This is a genomic window from Myxacorys sp., assembly GCF_059501405.1.
Genome location: NZ_JCACCM010000015.1, coordinates 42,199 through 64,447, shown reverse-complemented (window position 1 = coordinate 64,447; position 22,249 = coordinate 42,199). Strand labels below are relative to the sequence as shown.

The following is a 22,249-nucleotide window of genomic DNA, read 5'->3' as shown; positions in this document are numbered from 1 at the left end:
AATTTCGAGATGTGCCGATTCCATGCTAATTCATCTTCTCATTCAGCAACGCCCTTTATTCAATACTATTGATTTGATTTTAAAGTTTTAAACGTTGGTTGAAATGTAACCGTTCACTACTCACACCCGTCGTTAGAATTCGCTCAAAGACACGTTTACGCTCCCTGCCGTTTGCGATGCTCCTCATAAATTTCGGGCAAGCGATCGGCATCCTCCGCCGAGTAGCGTTTCGTGTTTGGGTTGAGATGAATCTTCTCGATAATGGCATGAACTGCTTCACCATCGTTCCGATTCTCTAGCAAATAGGCTTTCAGCTCAGGGATACTCATTACGCTAAAGTTAGGCTTCATTGTCAAACTCCCACTCTCCATCAGTATTAATTACAATTGCCATTTCTTCCCCTGCCAAAATAAAAATTTCTCCGTTCCGCTCATCGAGTCTAACAATCCAAATCGGGAGAAACATTGCAGTAAGACGCTGGCAGAGAATAAAGCACTTCGCTTCTTGCTTGGCGGTTGGGTACATGTGTCGTTACATTCTAACGAGGAAATTATACGCGTAGGAAATATCATGTCACAATTTTATGAACTGTAATGAATCTTTAAGCAGTACTTTCATAAAGCAGTACTATAGAGGGTGCAAATTTTTCGCCTCTTGACTATGCCAAGCGCTTCTGTGATCGGTTTGGGAAAATCTGGAAATGCAGCCGCTCGATTGCTGAACCGAGAAGGATGGCGTGTCACGATTAGCGATCGCGGGACATCTCCTGCTTTGCATCAGCAACAACAAGAGCTTCTCTCTGAAGGAATCGCGGTTCAGCTTGGTGATTCCTTTAGTCCAGAATCTACTCAGCCAGACTTGGTTGTGGTCAGTCCGGGTGTGCCGTGGGATGTACCGAGTTTATTGTCAGCGCGGGCATTAGGAATTGACACCATCGGGGAGATGGAACTAGCGTGGCGCTATCTTCGAGACTGCCCCTGGATCGCCATTACAGGCACAAATGGTAAAACAACGACAACCGCGCTAACGGCTGCAATTTTTGAGACGGCGGGATGTCGTGCGCCTGCCTTTGGCAATATTGGCTACGCCGCGTGCGAAGTGGCGCTATTAAAAGAAAAACCAGACTATGCGATCGCAGAACTCAGCAGCTACCAAATTGAATCTTCGCCTGCGATCGCGCCGCAAATCGGCATCTGGACAACCTTTACACCCGATCATCTGGCTCGCCATAAAACCCTTGAAAATTACTTCAACATCAAAGCTCACTTACTGGGGCAATCTGAAACTCAGATCTTTAATGGCGACGATCCCTACCTCAGAAATATTGGGCTTCAGGGAGCGTATCCGGTTCGAGCAGATGCTTGCTGGACGAGCGTAATCGGTAAGTCTAAATTGGTTGGCAACCCGGAACTGGGGGCATACCTTGAAGACGGCTGGGTGATCGTCCGAGGGGAACGCATCGTTCGGGCAGATGCGTTGCGAATGCCGGGAGCGCACAATGTGCAGAATCTGCTGATGGCCGTAGCAGCAGCGCATTTATCGGGAGTGGAAAAGAGCGCGATCGCACAAGCTGTGGCAGAGTTTCCCGGTGTGGCGCATCGATTGGAGCATATTTGCACCTGGAACGGGATCGACTTTATTAATGACAGTAAAGCCACGAACTACGATGCTGCCGAAGTCGGCTTATCTGCTGTCAAGAGTCCAGCAATTTTGATCGCGGGTGGTGAGCCGAAGGTCGGAGATGATCAGGCGTGGCTAGGTGTCATCCAGCAGAAAGCGGCTGCCGTGCTGCTAATTGGTGAAGCGGCTTCTGCGTTTGCCAAGCGGTTAGACGAAATTGGATATTCTAATTACGAAATTGTGGAAACCATGGAGCGGGCAGTGGCGCGATCGCGAGACGTGGCCAAACAGTACTCTGCTCAGGTCGTCTTGCTTTCGCCTGCGTGTGCCAGCTTTGACCAATATCCAAACTTTGAGCAACGCGGCGATCACTTCCGGCAGTTATGTTTAAAGGCTCTCTCATAGGGAGAGATGAACGAGATTTACAGGATACACTGACTCTATAAAGAAGTTTTAATATGTCTGAAGGTTTTAATATGTCTGAAGTATGTCTGAAGTGATTGAGATACTAGTTGAATTAACTTGTTTTCGACTGCCTGAAGCTGTTCAAGAGCGCCTTCAGTTTTTGCTGGATCGTCAGGATTCGGAGAGGATCTAGCTCCACAAGAACGTCAAGAAGCAGAAGGATTGGTCGAGTTAGCAGAGTTTTTGTCCTTACTTCATCTCCGATCGCAGTCTGCTACAAAACAGTAGTAGATGTCTCTACGATTCCAGCTTTCTTGCGCCGAGTAGTAATTGAAAGAGCAAGCGATCGCTGCGAGTATTGCGGCTTGTCCTAAGCTGGGCAAGAAGCAACATTTCACATCGATCACGTTATTCCTATTACAGCCATTCAATTTGCAAGGCTTACTTACAAGCTTTCTAAATAGCTCAACAAATCTGCCATTTCTTTCTGACTCGGCTGAAACTTAGGCATTGGGGGCGTTTCACCGCTAATGACCTGATCGATCAATCGCGCACGCGATTTCCGGGTAGAAATGCCTTTCAAACTAGGCCCCACTTTTCCGTCTGCCATGATGCCGTGACAGCCCGAACAGTTGATTTGAAAAATGGCGTGACCCTGAGTACTATCGCCTTGAAGCGCCAGCACCTCTCGAGCGTATGGATCAGGCTTCCGAATCTCATAAACCGACAGCACGCCCAGCACAATGGCAATCACGACCACTAATGCGATCGCAACCAATTTCTGGGGAGAGACGACAGGTTTGGCAAATTGCTCGTTCAAAGGGTCTTACTTCAGTCCAGCTTGTAAAGAATGTTCACTCATTTACTAAACAGACTTTAACAAATTTTGGCAACACTTGACCTTGAGGATGAATGAATCTCTCGCGAAACCTAAATCTCATTGCCCAATTCGTGGCACTGATTGACCTCCAGACCAAGTAGGATAGACAATAAGAGCAAATCGCAATGTTTCAGAACTTTAAAGAACTGAGGAGATTCAGTCATGATTGAGCCAATTTTGCTGGGCATCGTATTAGGGCTTATTCCAGTGACGCTGGCGGGCTTATTTGTTGCAGCTTACACTCAATATCGCCGGGATAATAAGTTAAACCTATAAGCTTAAACCCATAGCCTAAACCTGTAGGTGATGCTGTTACCGAAACCGCTCTGAGACTATCGGAGCGGTTTTTTGCTGAAAATAATTCTTGGAATGGTTATGAACCCGTCATACGAATGACAAGCTTCGACCTTAAGCTATGGTGAACCAGCACTAGAGCAGCATTCTGTAAGCGTGCTGAAATTGCTGTGCGTCACCTTCCCAACTTCTATTATGGTTAGATCTCTCCTTTCACAAGCTTGGTCCGTTCTGTTAGACAACGCTCGGTGGATGAGTTGGAATCTCTTCTTGGCATTTATCCCCTTGGTGCTGAGCGTTCTTTTATTTCGACAAACTCAACTCCCTGCTTCTACATTAACGCTGCCACCCGTTGGGCTGCGATCGCGCCATCGATCGTTCTGGTGGTGGATAGGAGTGGTTGTCTTCATTGCCTTTCTGCCAAATGCCCCTTACATTTTGACGGATATTATTCACTTTATTAATCATGTCCAGTCCGCCAATTCGGCCTGGTTTGTCACACTCGTGCTGATTCCGCTGTATGTCCTGTTTATTGGGGCGGGATTTGAGGCTTATGTTCTGTCTTTGATTAATTTGGGATATTACTTAAATCGGCGGGGCCTGACTCAGTGGATTTTGCTGGCTGAAATGATGCTTCATGGACTGAGCGCGATCGGGATCTATTTGGGACGATTTTTACGATTTAACAGTTGGGATTTGGTCACGCGCCTTGATGAAGTCGCGATGACAGTACTCGATGATTTGTTAGGAAAGCGCCCACTGTTGGCCATGATGCTGACCTTTCTGATAGTGGCTGGATTGTACGCTCTGATCAAACCTGTTCATTTGGCATTGTTTACCTACTGGAAATCGCGGCAGTCTCGCTCTCAGTTTGCGATCGATTAACTTCTGCAAATTTGATCTGGATTCTCATGAACGGCGGTTGTAGCTATTTTTAGTAATCAACCCGCCGTTTTCTGTTAGATGATGAATGCCATTTGTTCTGCCATTTCCAAAGTTGTCTTAAGTGTTGGTCTCATTAGTGTTGCTGTTTTGCCGGCTCATGCTCTTGGAATGGTTAAAACTGCACAACAAGGCAATGTCCGGGCTGAGCTTTCTTACCAAAAACCAGAGAAAGATGCTTATAAGTACAGCAATGTCCGATTGAAGATCACGCGAGCCGGACAAGCTGTTTTTAATCAGTCACCCAAGGTCAACGAGTACGATCGTCCAATCATTGATCTTGCAGATGGTTCGTCAAAAAGCTCTGTGAAGTCCGGCTTCGTGGTTCAAGATTTGGATGGGGACAAAGAGCCTGAAGTGATTGCAGATTTCTTTACAGGCGGGGCGCACTGCTGCACGTATTCTCTGATCTACCGCTACGATGCGGCCAAAAAGACCTACGTTGCTATGCAGCATGATTGGGCTGATATAGGCTATGGATTGCAAGACGTAGATAAGAATGGAACGATTGAGTTTATGAGCGCTGATCCTTCCTTTGCCTATGCTTTTGCAAGCTTTGCTGGATCAGGCTTTCCAATTCAAATTTGGCGTTACGATCGCGGCAAGATGATTGATGAAACACGCCGCTATCCAAAAGCTATTTATGCAGATGCTTATCGCTACTGGCAGTCCTACACCAATGCTGGAGAAGAAGACGGTGAAGTGAAAGGAGTGTTAGCAGCGTATATGGCTGACAAATACTTATTAAATCAGCAGGAAGATGGCTGGAAGCGATTGCGCAGTGCTTATAAAGGGAGCGATCGCGAACAATTTTTCACTGAGCTAAAAGCCTTTCTAACCAAAGGAGGGTATGTCAGATAATCAATTATTCGCTGAAAAATACGGTTCTTATAAGCTTTTAGTGAGGTTAGATACCATTGCAGATTCATCTGCAAATTCATCTGCAAATTCATTGAATGTAGCTTTCGCATCTTAGGTTGCCAAAAAACTGGGGCTACCAAACAATCTGGATCACCAAAGGCTGACCAGAGCCTACTTATCGGGGTACTCGAATCAATGTCGTCGATAAAAAGGATTAACTCAATAGTTATGAATCAAGCTTTAAAGCCGTTTACTTTAATCATTACGACTGGCTTAATCGTAGTTCTAGCGGGATGCGGTTCTAGTCGTACAACCCCATCTGCTTCGGTCCAACCGTCTGCAACTCCTAGCCCAAGTGCTCCAGAACAGAACAGCGTCTCAACTACTTCGGTTCAGCCGTCTGCGACTCTTAGCCCAAGTTCTCTAAAACAGAACAGTGTCTCAGCCGCTAAAACAATTTCAGCAGAAGGAATTGGCTCTGCCCGTTTGGGAATGACGTTAGGAGAGTTGAAGCAAAAACTAGGGGCAAGTTCTACCTTCAAAGTAGAGTCACCTTTTATGGTCGATTTTGACGCGATCGCAGTGAGTCAATCAGGAGAAGTACAATATCGCATCCTTTACCCTGCTGGCATAAAGCTGGAGGATTCAGATGTGATTACAGCGCTCGTGACCGATAATTCTAGTTACCGGACAGCCCAAGGGGTAGGAGCGGGAACATCAATCCAGCAAGCCGAAGCCATTTATGGAGATGCAACCTTGTCTTACAACACCTCAAATGAGTCTAGAGAATACGTCAACTTTACGGCTCAACCCGCTCCAAACATTTCTTTTCGGACTGCTGCTAAAGGAGGATTTTCAGGCATTTATCCTTCTCCAGCGGGCGAAAACAACACAACAAAGCAGTTTCAGGACAATGCATCAGTTGGTTCAGTAGAGGTGACATGCTCCCCTCAAAGCTGCTCTAAGCCATAGTTTTGCTCTAGGGGCAGAAATAATCCATTAACATAATGAATTGGCGTTGCTGAATTCGGACGTGAATTTCTACAGTCGCCTTCAGCCCTCCCTCCTCTTTCAGTTTTCGTTTCGCGCTGCCTAGCTCTCCAGTTTTTTACAGAAATTGGAGAGCTAGTTTTTTGAATACGGATTGGTTTAGCTCAACTTGGTTTGTCCAACTCTAAACTTGATTTTGAGAACTGCATTATTGATTAACAGAACAGAAAATCTAGTTTTGAGAATTGATAGATAAGTTTCGTTTAAGCAAAATCTAATTCGCTATAAACGTTTATTGATTATGAGTTCTAGTTTATTGATTGCGAGTTCTGGTTTATTGATTTCCTTCAAGGTGAATTAGATTCGCTGAAAAACGCAGACCAATTTGAGAGAGTTTACTCATACGATCGCGTCTCCAAGCAAAATAAGGCTTTATCTCATAAAGATTACGGCGACTGCTCATCAGATAGCCTGACCCCATTGAGCAGTTTACGACTGGGGTAGAACAGTCAAAACGCTGCGTTCTAACGAAATGCTTGCTCTGCATCTTCTGCGGCAGAGGGCTTGAATAAGGGCGAATTGAGGGATTTGTATCCAGATTCAGCAACGCTAAGAATTGCGAGCGTTTTTTAGCAATAACCGTTGCTCAGCCCGAGCAATCGCGCTATAGGTCGCCTCAACCGAATCAAGATTAGTGGTAATCGACGGGATGCCCCATTCAACCAGTTGATCAATAAAGTCAGTGTGGGTCGGAATGCGACCACAAATTGAACAGGGAATCTTGAGCGCACGAGCCGATTGAATCAGTTGAGCGATCGCATTCATAACGGCTGGATGCGTTTCATCAAACCTTGTCGCCAAAACTCCCTGATCGCGATCAACGCCTAATATCAATTGAGTTAAATCGCTAGTGCCAATACAAATTCCTTGCACTCCAGCTTTCACAAGCTCTGGCAGCAGAAATATCACTGACGGAACTTCTGCCATAATCCACAGTTGAAACTGAGCGTGCTGCATGAGACCCGCTTGCTCAACCCGCGATCGACAAAACGAAAATTCCTCAACCGTTCGCACAAACGGCAACACTAATCTCAAATTAGAGTAGCCCGTCGCGGTTCCTTCGTTGTGCTTGGCGCTCATCGCCTGCTCCAATGCCTCAAGTTCTAGATCAAACAATTCTGGATTGAGAACATAACTAAACGTACCGCGCAGCCCCAACATCGGATTAGGTTCTGAGATTGGTTCCTGTCCTCGCAGCGATTGGAACTCATGCGATCGCAGATCCAAACTTCGATAGAACACAGGGCGCGGCGAAAACGCTTGAGCGAATTTCTCAATCTGTTGAGCGAGGCGTTTAATTAATTCCGATTGGCGATTTTGTCTGATCCAATGTTGAGGATGATGTTGATCTAAAATGCTCACCATCATTAACTCAGATCTCAACAATCCAACTCCATCTACGGGAAGCTGAGCCGCCCGCTCAACTAGATCAGGCTGACTAAGCGCCACCAGAAGGCGAGTTGCAATCGGCACATTCATTGTGGGCGTGAGAGGAGATGCACTCACAGCATCACGAGGCTTCAGCTTTTCTGTTTGGGCGTCATACACCTTTCCTTCATCCCCATCGACCACGACCCAATCTCCTGTCCGAATCTGCTGAGTTGCTTGCCCCGCTCCCACAATCGCTGGAATACCTAATTCCCTGGCTACGATCGCGCCATGACTCGTCAGGCCGCCTTGCTCGGAAACGATCGCGGTAGCTTGTTGCATCAATGGCAACCAATCTGGCGAAATTTCTGATGCAACCAACACCGTTTCTGGGGGAAGGGTAAGCGGCAGATGATCGCTATTAGTAAGGACTTCAGCCCGTGCGATCGTTCGTCCCCCCGATGCACCAACACCAACGGCGATCACCGACTGAGGCAATTCTGATTTAGCATCGGTGTCCTGATCCGGCTTGCAATACTGAACCTGAGTGACATAGAGAGCGTCTTGATAGAACTGCCATTCCAGCGCGATCGCCATGCCAAACTCGGTTTGCAATTGCTGTGCCAGCCTCAGAAAGCGCTGTAAGTCTTGGGGCTGTAGAACAAGCTGCTGAGAATGATTCCAAGGGTGGCGCTCCAACGGAGAATCTGAATCGCTGATTTGATAAACAATGGTCTGATTTCCGAGAGCTTGCGATGCCACCGTCTCACGAGCCAAATTGAGGTGATAGACATCTGGCAACACTTCACCCCGCTCGATCGACATCGGTAATCCACACGTCGCTAAAATTTCCCAATCAGTTGAATTGGCTTGCAAATACCCCGATGTCTCAGCCGAGCCAATCGGCTGCACAATCACTGCAAAATGAAGATCTTGAAGAGAGAGCTTGGCGCGTTGCAAATACACCAAATTTCGCGCTCGGAAAAGCTCTGCCCAAAGTTGCTTTAAGCCTGAAACAATGCTGTCTACGGTTCGCCTACATACCTGCGGTTCAATCAAATTCGTCAAATCTAATAAGGAAGATTTGGCAGAGCCGTTTTCTCCGAAGTTGCGCTTTGCGCTAATCGGGCTTACAGCAAACGACGGACGAAGAATGACCGCTTGCGAAGCTTCAGCGCTCTTGGGCGGAATGGTAGGCAGAAGTTTAAGACAGGGTTCTAGAGCCTTGATCCAAGCTTGGGGCAGCGGAGTCGCTTGGAAGGTCTGCCGAATTTGCCGTGCGATCGCTTGTAGTTGCTCGGCGTCTTCGACATTTAACCGCAAGGAAGCCTCAGCTAAGTCAGCAAAAAAGGGGTCTTCCTGGTGAATGGACGCCAAAAACTCTCGTAACGCCTGTGCCGAAATCACAAAATTTGGCATCACAGAATAGCCTTTCCGCGCTAGTTGGCTGAGATGAAGAGCTTGCTCTCCAACCCACACGGATTGCTCTGACTTGATTTCTTCTATCCAATAAAAATTGTCCACAGACCACCCATTTCTTCTATGCGGCAAAAACTATCCACAGATTACCCACGGTCTATAGATGGCAACAGCGATCCGTTAGAGCTTGCAAACCGTTTTCCTTGAAGTTCCGCTTTGCACTAATCGCGGTTCCGTCTGATTGTAGAACACCCTTTTTCCAGAGCATAAATTCTGAACAATTTCTGCATGATCGACGAAGCGCGATCGTTGAACATCACATCCTTATCTAAGGGCATTCTGAAAAGGTGTTGCTTGTTCCCCTCAAAACCTTCTGCGCTGCGGAGTCTGCAAAGCAACTCTTCAGTAGCCGAACCTAGCTGTGCCAACCTCAATGCGTCTAGATTCCGTTTTTCGTCTCTTCCTCAAGTCAGCTTGTCCTCTCTGTCAGCGCCCCACATCCACAGAGTTTTGTCTCTATTGCCAGAGAAAACTTGATCAGCAACGGTTTGCCAACTCATCTCAATTTTGGCACGAGTCCCCTCACGTTTTTACATGGGGCAGCTACGGTGGAGCGTTAAAACGTGCGATCGCGCAATTGAAATATGAGCATCGCTCCGATTTGGCAGTTCCGTTGGGTCGGCAGGTGGCTCAAGCGTGGCTCACCTCACCCATCCGTCGAGAGATCCAGCCGATCATTGTTCCGATTCCGCTTCACCCCGAACGACAACGGCAGCGCGGCTATAATCAGGCCGAACTGTTAGCCCGCGAATTCTGTAACCTAACAGGATGCCGATTGCAAGCTCACGCCTTGCAGCGCACCCAAGCTACCGAAGCGCTGTTTAAGTTGTCTGCAACCGATCGAGAACAGACGCTCAACGGAGCCTTCGAGTTAGGCAAAGCGTTTCAGCGTCCTGCTCAAAGCACACCCATTCTGCTGTTTGATGATATTTACACCTCAGGTGCAACAGTGCGATCGGCAATGCAGACCTTCAGACGTTATGAAATTGGTGTCAGAGGTGTCATTGTGTTAGCAAAAGCAATGCCGTCAAAAATAGACAAGCATCAATGCAGACACTAAGCCGCTGTCAATGCAACAAACTAATAACAACTCAACCCGAATCCCCTTTGAAGTATTAATAATGACAAATAAGCCCTTTACTGGTTCTGTTTAAACATTTTTGCGTCGGAGCAATTCATGAACCCTTCTGAACAAGTCGTTTTGATTACAGGTGCCTCCGCTGGTATTGGAGCAGCTTTAGCAAAAGCCTTAGCCCATCGCTGGACAGGAATTCGATTAGTCCTGGCGGCTCGCAGCCAAGATAAGCTCACTCACGTTGCCGATCAGTGCAGCAAAGCAGGAGCCGAAGTCATCACTGTACCAACGGATATGGCAGACGTGGCGCAAGTTGAAGCCTTGGCGCAAACCGCGATCGCGAAGTTTGGACGCGTTGATGTATTGGTGAATAACGCGGGCTACGGGCAAATGGGGCCGATCGAATTAATTCCGGCTGCCGCCGTGCAACGACAGTTCCAGGTAAATGTGTTGGGTACGATCGCGCTGATTCAAGCCCTAACGCCCGTTATGCGGAGTCAAGGCGGGGGAAAGATTATAAATGTCAGTTCGCTCGCTGGCAGAATTGCGTTTCCCTTTGGCGGGTTATACAGTGCCTCTAAATTTGCTCTAGAAGCGCTGAGCGACTCTTTGCGCCGCGAGTTATCCCCCTTCAATATTCAAGTCAGCGTGATCGAACCAGGCCCCGTCAGTACCGAATTCTTTGACGTGATTAATCGCGAAGTTGATGACAAAATTCCCAACGGCGGGCTAAATTCCCCTTACCGCGCTGCTTTTGAGAATCTTGAGAATCTTGACAAAATCACTCGTCGTCAAGCTTGGACCTCTGAACAGGTGGCAAAGGTGATCATCGAAGCCATTCGAGTGCCCCGCCCCCGGTGTCGCTATGTGGCGGCTACTGCCGGAGATTTAACGATATTTATGATGACTAAACTGCTGCCCACTCGACTGGTCGATCTGTTCTGGCAAAAATTCTACAAAATTGATTTAGTTGCCAAAGACTGGAAGAATCAGCATAAAGCAGGTTAAGTTCAAAGTACCTAATTTAATTTAAGCACTTGGGCAACTGCCGCTTAATCACTCAATTTAATCACTCAATCAAACAGCCCACATCAAACAGCACGTGATGGACTTACTGGAATATCAAGCGAAAGAATTGTTTCGTGGAGTCGGAATTCCGGTTCCACCTTCGCAGCGCATTGATCGCCCCGCCGATCTAAAAAGTCTTGCCATTCCCTATCCGATCGCGCTGAAGTCACAAGTCTATATTGGTGGACGCGGACGGCTAGGGGGCGTTCGGTTGGTGTCGAATACGATCGATGCGATCGCGGCGGCGCATACCATTTTTAACCTGCCGATTATGGGGGAATTGCCTAAGGTGCTGTTAGCCGAAGCAAAGTTTGACAGCAAACAAGAACTGTATCTAGCGGTCATTCTCAATCGATCGATTCGTCGCCCGGTGCTGCTTGGTTCGGCTCAGGGCGGCGTGGATGTGCAAACGGCGATCGCGCAAATGCAGCAGATTGTGGTAGATCAAGAGTTTTCGCCGTTCTATGCGCGTCGTCTTGCGCTGAAAATGGGCTTAAAAGGAAACCTTTTAAACGTAGTAACAGACGTGATTGAGCGCATGTATGGTCTGTTCCTCAGCCAGGACTTAGATTTGGTAGAAATCAATCCTTTAGCAGTGAATGCTGAAGGTGACGTAATGGCGCTCGATGGTAAAGTCACGGTTAATGATGCCGCTTTGGGACGCCATGCCGCTTTAGCGGCGTTAGACACGCGATCGGCACAAGGCGCAACACCGCATAAGCCTGCTTTGGCGCGTCTGCCTGAAGTGCTATCGACGGTGGATCCTGATGGGCAAATCGGGATTCTAGCCAATGGCGCAGGCTTAACGATGGCGACGATGGATTTGCTGTGTCAGGCGGGCGGAAAACCTGTTAATTTCCTCAACATTGGTGGCGAAACTCACTCTGATGCCTTGCCTGAAACCTTGTGCCAACGTCTAGAACAAGGGTTAGAGTTGCTAACGCGCAACAAGCAAATCAAGGTGGTTTTGATTAACATCGTGAGTGGAACGTTGTCCTGCGATCGGGTGGCTGAATCAATCTCAAAATTTTTGCAGCACCCGATTTCAATTGTTAAACCCGTCGGGCAGGTGAAGGATGAGATTCGCCTCAGTCGCGTTAAGCCGCTTCCAACTCTCGTAGTCCGCCTCGTCGGATCGCACTTTCAAGATGCGAAAGCGACTTTGGCTAAAACACCAACCATCCTGGTGGAAGACTTGGACAAGGCGATCGCCCAGGCTCTAACTTTAGTTAGAAATCGAGATACTTAACCTTAAATTAACCATTTCTTAAATTACCTTAAATTATAGATAGTGCCGTAAGAATACTGAATTTAACAGCATTATTCTTGTCACCATTGTTTAATCTAGGAAATTCTCAGATTTAGCCACCTATTCAGCAGAACTATAATAAGGTATCTCGTATTCTGCTAGTAGCGCTTAAATTTCTAACATTTAACCTGAACTTAGCTTTCGTTTATCCAGTTCAAACGCTGAGAAACTCTAATACTTGATATCTGAACTACTGTTTGGTAGCGGCTTGCAGGCGCATAGTAGAACGTTTATAGTCCCTACAGAAACGAGGGTTGTAACTCTCGCTATCCTAGTCACCTCAAGCCTAGTCATCCTCAAGTTTAGATTTGTATCCCTAAACTCCTCCCTCTTTATGAATTTTACGGCAGCTAACAAAGTCATTATTCAGGGCATCATCGAACCGTTAGGTGCAAGTTATGCTCCCTTGATGCAAGCCTATGGAACCACGGTGGTCGCTGGAATTAGTCCAGGATATGGAGGGCGATCGCTGGCTGGAATTCCGGTATTTGACATGGTGGAGCAAGCTCTACCAAGCGTTGGCGCAATCGATACATCAGTGATTTTTTCGGCTCCGTACGCGGTGTTGGATGCTGCCCTCGAAGCGATCGCGGCGGGCGTGCGAAAAATTGTTCTCGTGACTCAGGGCATTCCTCCGTTGGATATGGTGCATCTGATTCGCACGGCTGAAGCGACTGAAACCCTAATTGTCGGCCCTGATAGTCCTGGCATTATTGTCCCCAATCAACTGCTGCTCGGAATCCACCCCCCCGACCTGTACCGACCTGGCTCGGTTGGCCTTATCAGCCGGAACGGCACCCTAACTTATGAGATTGCTTGGTCATTAACGCAGGCAGGGCTAGGGCAATCCATTGCGGTAAGCATTGGCGGGGATGCGATCGTGGGGTCAACCTTTCCGCAGTGGCTGCAAATCCTCGATGAAGATGACCAAACGGATGTCATTGTGCTGGTCGGGGAAATCGGCGGAGATAGTGAAGAAATTGCCGCTCATCATATTGCTGAAGCGATTGAGAAGCCTGTCGTTGCCTATGTTGCTGGACGGAGCGCCCCCCGTGATCGACGGATGGGACATGCAGGAGCCATTATTGAGTCTCAAGCCACCGATTTTGGCCCAGACGTTGGCACAGCAGAAAGCAAAATTGCTGCATTAAAGCGCGCCGGAGTGCCAGTGGCAGACCGCCCATCTGAGATTCCAGAGATTGTGAAAAGTTTGTTACAGCAACCCGTGAAGAAGGCGGTTTGAAGGGAGTTCCCGCCCCCTTAGAGGCGTCCTTGCTTAGCAGGACTGTCTCTTACAGTGCTCTGCATCTAGACCCAAATCTGAAAAGGAGAACCTAGCGAAGCAGATGATTTCTCTGCATCTCCTGAATTTTGGCGCGAGATAGACATGCTTCTAGGTAGGGGCAATCTTCGCACCGAAGGTCTTGACCTGGATGTGCGCAGCCGCAGGGTGACTTTAGTAAGCATGCCTCGGGCAATGAGGTAGACTTCTGCCTAGCGCGTTCAGTGCATAGGTAACGCAAAAATACAAAAAAGTTTGGAGATTGCATAATTGGCGCTGTTGATCAGGATATTTAAAAAATAGCGAAAGCACCCTGGCTAAGAGTGCTTCCTTTATCAAAGCAATAGAAATCGGTACAGAACTTAAGATGCGCTAGGCGTCGAGTTGACTTTGACCTCAGCAGGCTTTACAAAGCCGACATAACCAGCCGCGATCGCTGTGAGCGCATTAAACCAAACGTTGTTACCATAGATTGGCATTAGACCAAACGTTGTATTGGTTGCAGGAAGCAATCCCATCAGCGCGATCGCAACGTACATCACTGCGAATCCTTGGTTATAAACCAACGATCCACCGAAGCTAGTTGCTGCGGCAATACCAAGCAGACCAACAACGATGTGAACAGCGTTATGTAAGTAGTTGGTTGGGAAGATGCCAAATAGATGACCATAGCCATCTGAAAACGATAGTCTCGGTACAAGGACATCTGTAACAGGGGCATCACCCGGAAGTTGCATGAATGCTGGAATGAATCCTGCAATTCCTATTAATAGAAATATGATGCCGAGAGTGAAGGCAACAGCACGTTCGCTGCTCACCAATTTTTTGAATAGATCCGAAGTTTGCTCTTGCATGTTATGACCTTGCAGAATAATTAGAGTGCATTTCAAGCAGTAGATCACGAACTAATTTTTGTCCTCTTGATAAGTTTCTGAGCGAAAAATATTAGCAGATCTACTGCTCACCTTTAGTTCCTATTCAAGAAGAATTTGGGCGAAAAAAATCAGCCAAAAGACATTACTTACCTTATCGGAAATCTCGCCCTTAATAGGGGGATAAACCGTTCTCTAAATTAGTCCTTTAGACTGAAGAATTAGAGATAATAGGAATATCTGAAAGAGCAAAGCATAAGTATGAGAATTCAGTCGTCCGTACTGGTTCATTTAGGATTTGGCAAATATGTGCGTTCTGACCAAGTGACTGCCGTTGTTCCCATTGAAGAGGAGCGGGGTCCAGGCCGTCGAACATTTATTCACTTAGAAGGTCAAAGCGAACCACTGGTGGCTTCCCGCGCTGAGGATTCGATTGTGCGGGATTTAGTTCAAGAGCCGCGAGAGGTGACACAAGCTCGGCAACAGCAAGAAGTTTTGCACGATCTGCTATCTGATTTGCAAAACTTGAATGGTACGGTTCGTCGCTTTACTCGTGACGAAGGTGGATTAGATCTCGATCGATTAGAGCGTCGAATTCGAGACATTATTGAAGAATAAGTTATTCAATCGTTTAGGTTCTAGCAACACTGCTAGAACCTTTTTATTTTATTCATTCCAAAGTATTCGACCTTAAGTTGGCATGTTGGTTGTTTAAGTATGGATTTGCTAATTGTTCAGAAACCTTATCTGGTAAATTAGACGATTAAGTAATCGCTGGGTTGGTCACCTCGCTTGTTAAAGGAATGGTGCAACGTAGAAGGGCATTGGGTACGATTAAGGCGATTTACTTCCGAGACTCCGACACCCCCAATTGAACCCCACTATGGAAATTCAGATTCAGACCTTTACAGTACATAAGCGTTTTGCGCTTACGATTAGCCGAGGCACAACGGCGCAAACGACGAATGTTTGGATCAGGATTGAGCATGATGGGGTAGAAGGATGGGGAGAAGCGTCACCGTTTTCGATCGGAGAAAACCCGCAAACGACTGACGCGATCGCACGCTCTCTTCAAGCGATCGCACCCCTGCTAAAGCCGCTCAGTCCGCTCGAACGTCAGCGCATTGAGCAGCTTCTCCACCAGGCAAACGTTCCATCTGCTGCCCGCGCTGCTTTGGATATCGCTTTGTACGATTGGCTAGGTAAATATGTCGGGCTTCCCCTCTGGCAACTATGGGGACTAGATCGCGATCGCATCGTTCCCACCTCGGTGACGATTGGCATCAGCACACCTGAAGCGGCAAAACAACGAGTCTTAGATTGGCTCGGCAAAGGAACGGTAGAATCGCCGTGGCGGGACATTCAAGCATTGAAAGTCAAACTTGGCAGTCCTGAAGGAATTGCAGCCGATCAAGCGATGTTTGAAGCGGTGCAAGAGGCTGCGCCTCAGATTACTCAGATTAGCGTTGATGCAAATGGCGGATGGGATGTGGAATCGACGCTGAAGATGTCACATTGGCTGTGCGATTCCTTCGGAGTTGCACAAGGTGCTAATCGCGGCGTTACGTACATTGAGCAACCCTTAGCGAAAGGGCGAGAATCTGAGTTGCCCAAACTCTTTTACCTGTCGCCGCTGCCCATTTTTGTGGATGAGAGTTGTTTCACGAGTCGAGATATTCCCATGCTGAGCGATCGCGTCCACGGTATTAATATCAAGCTGATGAAATCGGGCGGTTTATCGGAAGCATTGCGAATGATTCATCTTGCAAAAGCACATGATCTTAAAGTAATGTTTGGTTGCTATTCCGATAGTGCATTATCAAATACAGCATTGGCACAGCTATCACCATTAGCAGATTATTTAGATTTGGATAGTCATCTGAATTTGTTGGATGACCCGTTCATCGGCGCATCATTTGAGAATGGTAGAGTTGTCCCAAATGACCAATCAGGATTAGGAATTCGGTTTAGGTAATTGTGTAACTATCTTGTATTTGATTCAACCTTCTAAATATCTCTCTTCAACTGCCCAAACGCTTCAAATACTGCCTCTGGAATCCCTCTCGGACGCATAGTTGAAGTTTCTACCCAAACCCAAACGGCTTGCGCTTTCACTACCAAATTCTCTTCGCCTTGCTTGCGAATCTCGTAGTGCCGCACGGCACGAGTTCCCTTCATCGTTTCCGCCCAGGTTTTAATCTCAAGCAGATCACCCGCAACAGCAAAACTTAAATATTCAATCTCTAATTTACGAACAACAAACGCGCCACCTAATTCACGGAAGCAATTGAGAGTTAATCCTAGATGTTCGCAATGCTCAATCGCAGCTTGTTCTAAATACTGTTGATAAATTGCATTGTTCACATGTCCTAACGTGTCCATTTCATAATGTCGAACTCGCAATTTAGTGATAAACGCATCCATTGTTAACTCAGTTCCTGAGCGAGAGGACGACGAGGCTGATATTTCTCTTTTGCTGTTGCTTTTGAAAACAATTTTCCGGCTTCTTTGATGTCTACATTTCCGCCACTAATAATCACACCAATCCTTGCATCTGGAAATGACACAATTCCTTCCAATAAAGCAGTTGCAGCTAACGCTCCGGTCGGCTCGACTACGATTTTAAGCCGTTCCCATAGAAAGAACATCGATCGCGCGATCGCGGCATCTGAAACCGTTACCATGTCATCCACATACTTTAGAATCAGCGGAAAAGTGAGTTGACCCAGCGATCTCGACCTTGCCCCATCCGCGATCGTAGTCGGATTCTCCACCGTCTGTAATGTTCCAGTGTTAAACGATCGCGTTGCATCATCGGCGCGTTTGGGTTCAACTCCGATCACTTCACAGTTGGGAGAGAGGGTTTTCGCTGCGATCGCGCTTCCCGAAATCAATCCGCCACCCCCAACACACACCAGCAACACATCCAAGTCACCAACTTCTTCGATCAGTTCTTTGGCGGCGGTTCCTTGCCCGGCAATCACAGGCGCACAATCGAACGGTGGAATCAGGGTGAGTTGACGCTCTGCTAAAATCGTTTGCGCTATGTCTTCACGTTTTTGAGTGGTGCGGTCGTAGAACACAATTGTTGCCCCGTATTCTTTTGTCGCGGTTTGCTTCACCGCTGGCGCATCACTTGGCATGACGATCGTGACCGGAGCATGCATAATCTGACCTGCTAACGCCAACGCTTGAGCATGATTGCCGGACGAATAGGCTAAAACCCCTTGCTTGCGTTGTTCCTCGGATAGCTGAGCCAGCGCATTGTAAGCCCCCCGAAACTTAAACGACCCCGACCGCTGAAAGTTCTCACACTTGAAAAAGACTTCTGCCCTAGCTCGCCGATTCACCGTGGCTGAGGTCAAAACCGGAGTGCGATGAGCGATGCCAGAGATGCGATCGCTAGCAGCAGCAATATCTGTAAACGAGATAGACATAGTGAGTAATGCAGACTGCTTATCTAGTCTAATCCTGCTTAATAACTTCCCATGGCTTGAACCACGGGAAGGCTTGATTATTAGGACTATTCATTTTTGCAAAAGGTCTAATCCATCCGCTACCAAATCCGTTGCTACCAATTACTACACCGCTCCGAGCAAACTAGCTAACAGGGCTTTCTGAGCGTGCATCCGATTTTCAGCCTGATCCCAAACTTTAGAATGAGAACCTTCCATCACCTCATTCGTAATTTCCTCGCCTCGGTGCGCGGGGAGACAGTGAAGCACGATCGCATCCTTGTCTGCGTGGCTTAGCAAGTCGTCATTGATCTGATAGGGCTGAAACACCGGAATCCGCGATTCTGCCAAGTCTTCTTGTCCCATGCTTGCCCAAACATCGGTGTAGAGAACGTGCGTCCCTGTTGTGGCTTCAATCGGATCGCTTGTGAGCAGAATGTCAGAGTTGCCGTTTGCAATTTCACGGGCTTGCTCTACGATCGCACTGTCACACTGAAACCCTTCAGGAGCCGCAATCCGAACGTTCATGCCAACCAAAGCACAGCCTAGCAAGAGCGAATGCGCCACGTTGTTTCCGTCTCCTAAATAGGTCAACGTTAATCCCGACAATCCTCCAAAGGTTTCTTGAATCGTTTGCAAGTCCGCCAGAATCTGACAAGGATGCTCCAGATCCGTTAGTGCGTTGATCACCGGAATCTGAGCATACTCGGCAAATACTTTCAAATCCTGCTGATCGAAAGTACGAATCGCGAGGACATCGAGGTAGCGATCGAGGACGCGAGCAGTATCTGCGATCGGTTCTCCGCGACTGACTTGAGTGGCATGAAGCGGCAAATCGAGAACCTGTCCGCCTAAGTGATACATGGCGGTCGAAAAGCTAACGCGGGTGCGGGTGGACGCTTTGTAGAACAGTAGCCCTAGCACTGGCACATGTCCATCGACTTCCGCTCGTGGGCGAATTTTTCCTGCCTTGAGTTGAGCGGCAAGATCGAGCAAGTCTTTCATCTCATCGGTGCTGAGATCTGCCAAGCTCAATAAATCCCGTCCTTTCAGTCCTCCCATTCCGCAGTAGCTCCCTCAGTAAATAGCTGGAACGAAAATCGCTCCTCTGCCCAAAACCTGGTGCTAGAGGAGCGCATCTTAAAACCCTACCAAATCTACCGCAGATAGCCTAGAGGAAATGTCAAGGAAGCTTGGAGTTCACTGACTGAATAGCGGATTGGATGGCAGTTGCGATCGCGCCGCTCGGCATGGCGCTAATGATTTGCGGCTCGTGCTGAGTCAAAAACTGTTTGAACGCTTGATCTTTTTCGGCTTCAGCTAAGATCAATTGCTGGATAAATTCAAGCTGAGTTCCAGAGGTGGTTGCTACCTTTTGCTCGCTCAGTTGCATAAATAAACTTTGGAGAGTTGGAATCACTTGATTAGGATCAGCACTATTTGTAACGAGGCTGCGAACTTGGTCGGCGGCTTCGTGATATTCGATCTGCCCAGAGCCAGCGAGATTTGTGATGGTGCTGCCTGTGATGAAGAAGCTGTTGCCAAATGATTGTTTAGACAATTCCTTCAATGCTTCTGCTTGATTTCCAGTGACCCCAGCAAGCTGTTTAACTAACAGCTCACTTTCTGCCAACCGATGTTTTGTTTCTTCATAGTCTCGGTAAATCGAGTTTTTAATCGTTTCCTCTACAGTTATAGAGCCATCAGAAGGGTCTTGATAGACTGAGGTCAAACGTTCTTCAATGAGCCGTTCATTGAGCAAACTACTGGTGCTCTTGATTTTTGCCACCCAAAGTTTTTCACGCTGTTCTACGCCTCTAAGCTCTAAATTTAGTTCTGGAGCATTCGTCTGCAATTTGTAGAGTGCAAGACTGAGAGCAGCAATATTAAACTCGCCTTTGAAGACTAATTCCACCTCGTCTTCAGGTTCTGCAAACAATGAAGCAAATTCTCCCGGTTCAAAGTTTCTATCAATGGGGTAACGATCGCTAGGTTGTCCATCTTGATATTTGCGAAAAATATAATCACAGCGCACATCAGTAAAGCGAGTTTTACTGCTGACACTCCAGTCTTCAATGCAAATTCCTGTTAAATCTGCTCCTGTAAAATTCGCTCTCGCAACTTGGGCACGAACGAGAATGCTGCCTCGCAGGTCTGCCCCTCGCAAATCAGCTTCAGTGAGGTTTGCATCGATTAAGAAACTGCTCATCAATAAAGGGTGTTGCTCCTCTCAAAAACTTCGTTACTGAAGCGGGCATTACCGTATCATATAGAACATTCTCATATTCAAATTCGATTGTAGAACTGTTGTCAAACGCAGCTTCAATTCCCGCGCTTTTTCCACCGATCGCTGATAGCAAAGTCTTCAAAAATGAAATGCCTAAATTGAACTCTAATTTATTGGTTCTCAAGCCGCTAATAGTTCCCGCTTCAATATTTTCAAACACTTTCGGCAACGAGGGAGCCGGATCGACGATGAGATCAGTGATGTGACCGTAAAGGGTTGTAGTCGAAGCGTTGGGCGCACGCGATAGAACAAGTAATGGGGTAATTCCTGCTTTTGGTAGCCGAATTACGTTGTATCCGAGATCGTTTAAATGATTGATTGCCTGATCTTTGCAAGGTGGCATGTTTCATCACTTCCTGATAAAAGATATGGGAAAACTCTAATTTAAATTTGATTATTCCTTCCAATATTAAAGGTTCATTAAAGATTGGGTTGTACAAAACCAGATCGTTGCTCGCAGCAGAAAAAATTATTGGAAAAGCAACATTTTTGAAGAGGTTACTAACTTTTGTATTGCGGCTGTCGAACCATCAAAAATAGAATATAAAGTTGAAAAAACGCTTATTTATAATCGAAAGCGTTCCGCAGTCATCCAAATTAAGTTAACGCTGAAAGGTAAAAAAATGAAACGCTGGATACTCACATTTCTCATTCCATTGGCAATGCTTCAGCCTTCAGTGTTAGCGCAAAATGAGGGAGACAGCAACCGTCCTGCCCAACCGCAACCCACTCTCACAGCCCCTGCGATCGCACTACCGACGTTAACGTTACTAAAGCGAACCGGGCAAATTCAGCTTCAGTTAGTGAATTGTACGTGGGACTGCGCTCTGGCTGAGCTTCTGTTTCCGCAAAGTGCCCTGACTGACCGCGCTGAACTCTATTTCGATAATTCTGCACTAACACCCGTCAACATTGTCAGTTCAGCCGTAATTGTTGAAGGCAATCTGACAAATTATCAATTGCCGAGCCAAATTCCTTGTCAGGCGTCGAATCAATCGTCTTGTGCTGCGATCGCGCTGTCAGAAAATTCTAAATCGCTGCCCGCAAACCAAATCAGCAGTCTAGTTCTGACCTTCAATCGGTCGAATATGCCTCCGGATCAGTATACGGGAGCCGTCCACCTCACATTAGCCGACCAACGAAACCGTCTCATTTTGCCAATTGATCTGAGCGTGAGGAGTGGTCCGCTCATGCCATTGCTCGTTCTACTGTTTGGCATTGTTCTCGGTCGGCTGATCAAATATATGGAAAAGCGAGGCGAACCTCAAGCCCTAGCCCTTCAGGAGGTGAATCGACTTGAAGCAGATGTCGCACTGGCGAATCCTGAGGATCAAAAAATACTGGTAGGAATGATTGCTAAAACGCGAAAATTAGTATTTCGAGAACAGCTTGACCCTGCCAAAGCCAACGCTACAGCAATCAGAAATCGCTTGGATGTTTTAATTAAACTGCGATCTATAGAAACTAGGTTAGAAGAACGAGTTGAACCTTTACCAGAAGATGTCATTGAGGATGCGATCGCGACCATTGCTCAAGCGCGATCGCGAATTGCTCAAGAAGACGATGGTAAAGCAAAGGAATTGCTCGAGCAAGTAAGTGACCTGCTAGACACGATTGGGATTCGTGGCGGCGAGGAGTCAGAGATCCGTGAAACCGTCAGAGCTGCTTCAGCCAATTTAGAGCAGAACCTCAAGAATCCGCCTATTTTGATCAAAGAGCCAAGCCGATGGGAGCGTTTCCGGCGGTTTTTAGTCACGCTTTCTGGCGTCTCAGATCAAGTTCGGGCGGAAGCTACCTATTGGGTTGTGCGTCCTGTGCTTTCACTCATTCTATTAGCAGGTTTATCGCTTGTTGGTCTCAACACACTTTATGTGCAAAACGGAGCAACGTTTGGCGCAAGACCTTTCCCCGATTATTTGGGGTTAATTCTCTGGGGCTTAAGTGCAGATGTTGCCAGTCGAAGTTTGAGTAGTTTACAAGGTCAGAAAGAATAGTTCGGTGA

General features: G+C 47.2%; 22 protein-coding genes. 12 read left to right on the top strand and 10 right to left on the bottom strand.

Annotated features, from left to right (window positions below):
* Window positions 1-155: 155 nt before the first annotated feature.
* Window positions 156-350, bottom strand: a complete 195-nt coding sequence (locus AC5I6P_RS01860; protein ID WP_495692061.1) for a DUF6887 family protein — start codon at window positions 348-350, stop codon at window positions 156-158.
* Window positions 340-525, bottom strand: coding sequence for a DUF6888 family protein (locus AC5I6P_RS01855; protein ID WP_495692060.1), 186 nt, complete (start codon window positions 523-525; stop codon window positions 340-342). The genes AC5I6P_RS01860 and AC5I6P_RS01855 overlap by 11 nt, the downstream gene beginning before the upstream one ends.
* A gap of 135 nt (window positions 526-660) precedes the next feature.
* Here AC5I6P_RS01855 and murD point away from each other — a divergent pair, with 135 nt between their 5' ends.
* The gene (murD, locus tag AC5I6P_RS01850) at window positions 661-2,025 is read left to right on the top strand and encodes a UDP-N-acetylmuramoyl-L-alanine--D-glutamate ligase (RefSeq protein ID WP_495692059.1); all 1,365 of its coding nucleotides are present in this window, start codon (window positions 661-663) and stop codon (window positions 2,023-2,025) included.
* Between the two features lie 445 nt (window positions 2,026-2,470).
* Here the strand turns inward: murD and AC5I6P_RS01845 are convergent, their stop codons facing one another.
* Window positions 2,471-2,845, bottom strand: coding sequence for a c-type cytochrome (locus tag AC5I6P_RS01845; protein ID WP_495692058.1), 375 nt, complete (start codon window positions 2,843-2,845; stop codon window positions 2,471-2,473).
* A gap of 222 nt (window positions 2,846-3,067) precedes the next feature.
* Here AC5I6P_RS01845 and petG point away from each other — a divergent pair, with 222 nt between their 5' ends.
* The 4 genes from petG (at window position 3,068) to AC5I6P_RS01825 (ending at window position 5,974) form a co-directional block, all read left to right on the top strand.
* Entirely contained in the window at window positions 3,068-3,181 is a 114-nt protein-coding gene (petG, locus tag AC5I6P_RS01840) for a cytochrome b6-f complex subunit V (protein ID WP_495692057.1), read from the top strand.
* A 213-nt stretch (window positions 3,182-3,394) separates the two neighbouring features.
* Complete coding sequence (locus AC5I6P_RS01835; RefSeq protein ID WP_495692056.1) at window positions 3,395-4,084, top strand: DUF1361 domain-containing protein; 690 nt, start codon at window positions 3,395-3,397, stop codon at window positions 4,082-4,084.
* Window positions 4,085-4,162: 78 nt separating this feature from the next.
* Window positions 4,163-5,002, top strand: coding sequence for a hypothetical protein (locus AC5I6P_RS01830; protein WP_495692055.1), 840 nt, complete (start codon window positions 4,163-4,165; stop codon window positions 5,000-5,002).
* Between the two features lie 228 nt (window positions 5,003-5,230).
* The gene (locus AC5I6P_RS01825) at window positions 5,231-5,974 is read left to right on the top strand and encodes a hypothetical protein (protein ID WP_495692054.1); all 744 of its coding nucleotides are present in this window, start codon (window positions 5,231-5,233) and stop codon (window positions 5,972-5,974) included.
* Between the two features lie 627 nt (window positions 5,975-6,601).
* Here AC5I6P_RS01825 and AC5I6P_RS01820 read toward each other — a convergent pair.
* On the bottom strand, window positions 6,602-8,944 hold the full coding sequence (locus AC5I6P_RS01820) for a putative PEP-binding protein (RefSeq protein ID WP_495692053.1): 2,343 nt from the start codon (window positions 8,942-8,944) through the stop codon (window positions 6,602-6,604).
* Between the two features lie 328 nt (window positions 8,945-9,272).
* Here AC5I6P_RS01820 and AC5I6P_RS01815 point away from each other — a divergent pair, with 328 nt between their 5' ends.
* From AC5I6P_RS01815 to AC5I6P_RS01800, 4 genes are all read left to right on the top strand, one after another.
* On the top strand, window positions 9,273-9,959 hold the full coding sequence (locus AC5I6P_RS01815; RefSeq protein WP_495692052.1) for a ComF family protein: 687 nt from the start codon (window positions 9,273-9,275) through the stop codon (window positions 9,957-9,959).
* A gap of 117 nt (window positions 9,960-10,076) precedes the next feature.
* Window positions 10,077-10,982, top strand: coding sequence for an SDR family NAD(P)-dependent oxidoreductase (locus tag AC5I6P_RS01810; protein ID WP_495692051.1), 906 nt, complete (start codon window positions 10,077-10,079; stop codon window positions 10,980-10,982).
* A 97-nt stretch (window positions 10,983-11,079) separates the two neighbouring features.
* On the top strand, window positions 11,080-12,291 hold the full coding sequence (locus tag AC5I6P_RS01805) for an ATP-grasp domain-containing protein (RefSeq protein WP_495692050.1): 1,212 nt from the start codon (window positions 11,080-11,082) through the stop codon (window positions 12,289-12,291).
* Window positions 12,292-12,685: 394 nt separating this feature from the next.
* Window positions 12,686-13,594: a succinate--CoA ligase subunit alpha gene (locus AC5I6P_RS01800; protein ID WP_495692049.1), complete on the top strand. Its 909-nt coding sequence runs from the start codon at window positions 12,686-12,688 to the stop codon at window positions 13,592-13,594.
* A gap of 401 nt (window positions 13,595-13,995) precedes the next feature.
* Here AC5I6P_RS01800 and AC5I6P_RS01795 read toward each other — a convergent pair whose 3' ends face one another.
* Window positions 13,996-14,487, bottom strand: coding sequence for a DUF4383 domain-containing protein (locus tag AC5I6P_RS01795; protein ID WP_495692048.1), 492 nt, complete (start codon window positions 14,485-14,487; stop codon window positions 13,996-13,998).
* A 279-nt stretch (window positions 14,488-14,766) separates the two neighbouring features.
* Here AC5I6P_RS01795 and AC5I6P_RS01790 point away from each other — a divergent pair, with 279 nt between their 5' ends.
* A complete protein-coding gene (locus AC5I6P_RS01790) occupies window positions 14,767-15,123 on the top strand; it encodes a hypothetical protein (RefSeq protein ID WP_495692047.1) in 357 nt (118 codons plus the stop codon).
* Between the two features lie 265 nt (window positions 15,124-15,388).
* Entirely contained in the window at window positions 15,389-16,480 is a 1,092-nt protein-coding gene (locus tag AC5I6P_RS01785; RefSeq protein ID WP_495692046.1) for a dipeptide epimerase, read from the top strand.
* 32 nt (window positions 16,481-16,512) lie between these two features.
* On the opposite strand, the gene AC5I6P_RS01780 is transcribed toward AC5I6P_RS01785, so the two are convergent.
* The 5 genes from AC5I6P_RS01780 to AC5I6P_RS01760 all read right to left on the bottom strand — a co-directional run bounded on the left by AC5I6P_RS01780 (window position 16,513) and on the right by AC5I6P_RS01760 (window position 20,590).
* Window positions 16,513-16,929: an acyl-CoA thioesterase gene (locus AC5I6P_RS01780; RefSeq protein WP_495692045.1), complete on the bottom strand. Its 417-nt coding sequence runs from the start codon at window positions 16,927-16,929 to the stop codon at window positions 16,513-16,515.
* 2 nt (window positions 16,930-16,931) lie between these two features.
* Entirely contained in the window at window positions 16,932-17,942 is a 1,011-nt protein-coding gene (locus AC5I6P_RS01775; RefSeq protein ID WP_495692044.1) for a threo-3-hydroxy-L-aspartate ammonia-lyase, read from the bottom strand.
* A 144-nt stretch (window positions 17,943-18,086) separates the two neighbouring features.
* Entirely contained in the window at window positions 18,087-19,022 is a 936-nt protein-coding gene (gene argF, locus AC5I6P_RS01770; RefSeq protein WP_495692043.1) for an ornithine carbamoyltransferase, read from the bottom strand.
* Window positions 19,023-19,143: 121 nt separating this feature from the next.
* The gene (locus tag AC5I6P_RS01765) at window positions 19,144-20,169 is read right to left on the bottom strand and encodes a pentapeptide repeat-containing protein (RefSeq protein ID WP_495692042.1); all 1,026 of its coding nucleotides are present in this window, start codon (window positions 20,167-20,169) and stop codon (window positions 19,144-19,146) included.
* Window positions 20,135-20,590 carry a gasdermin gene (locus AC5I6P_RS01760; RefSeq protein WP_495692041.1) on the bottom strand — a complete coding sequence of 152 codons (456 nt, stop codon included), beginning with the start codon at window positions 20,588-20,590 and terminating at the stop codon, window positions 20,135-20,137. Before AC5I6P_RS01760 ends, AC5I6P_RS01765 begins: the two co-directional genes overlap by 35 nt.
* A gap of 280 nt (window positions 20,591-20,870) precedes the next feature.
* Between AC5I6P_RS01760 and AC5I6P_RS01755 the strand changes: the two genes are divergently transcribed.
* Entirely contained in the window at window positions 20,871-22,241 is a 1,371-nt protein-coding gene (locus tag AC5I6P_RS01755) for a Cdc6/Cdc18 family protein (protein ID WP_495692040.1), read from the top strand.
* Window positions 22,242-22,249 lie beyond the last annotated feature (8 nt).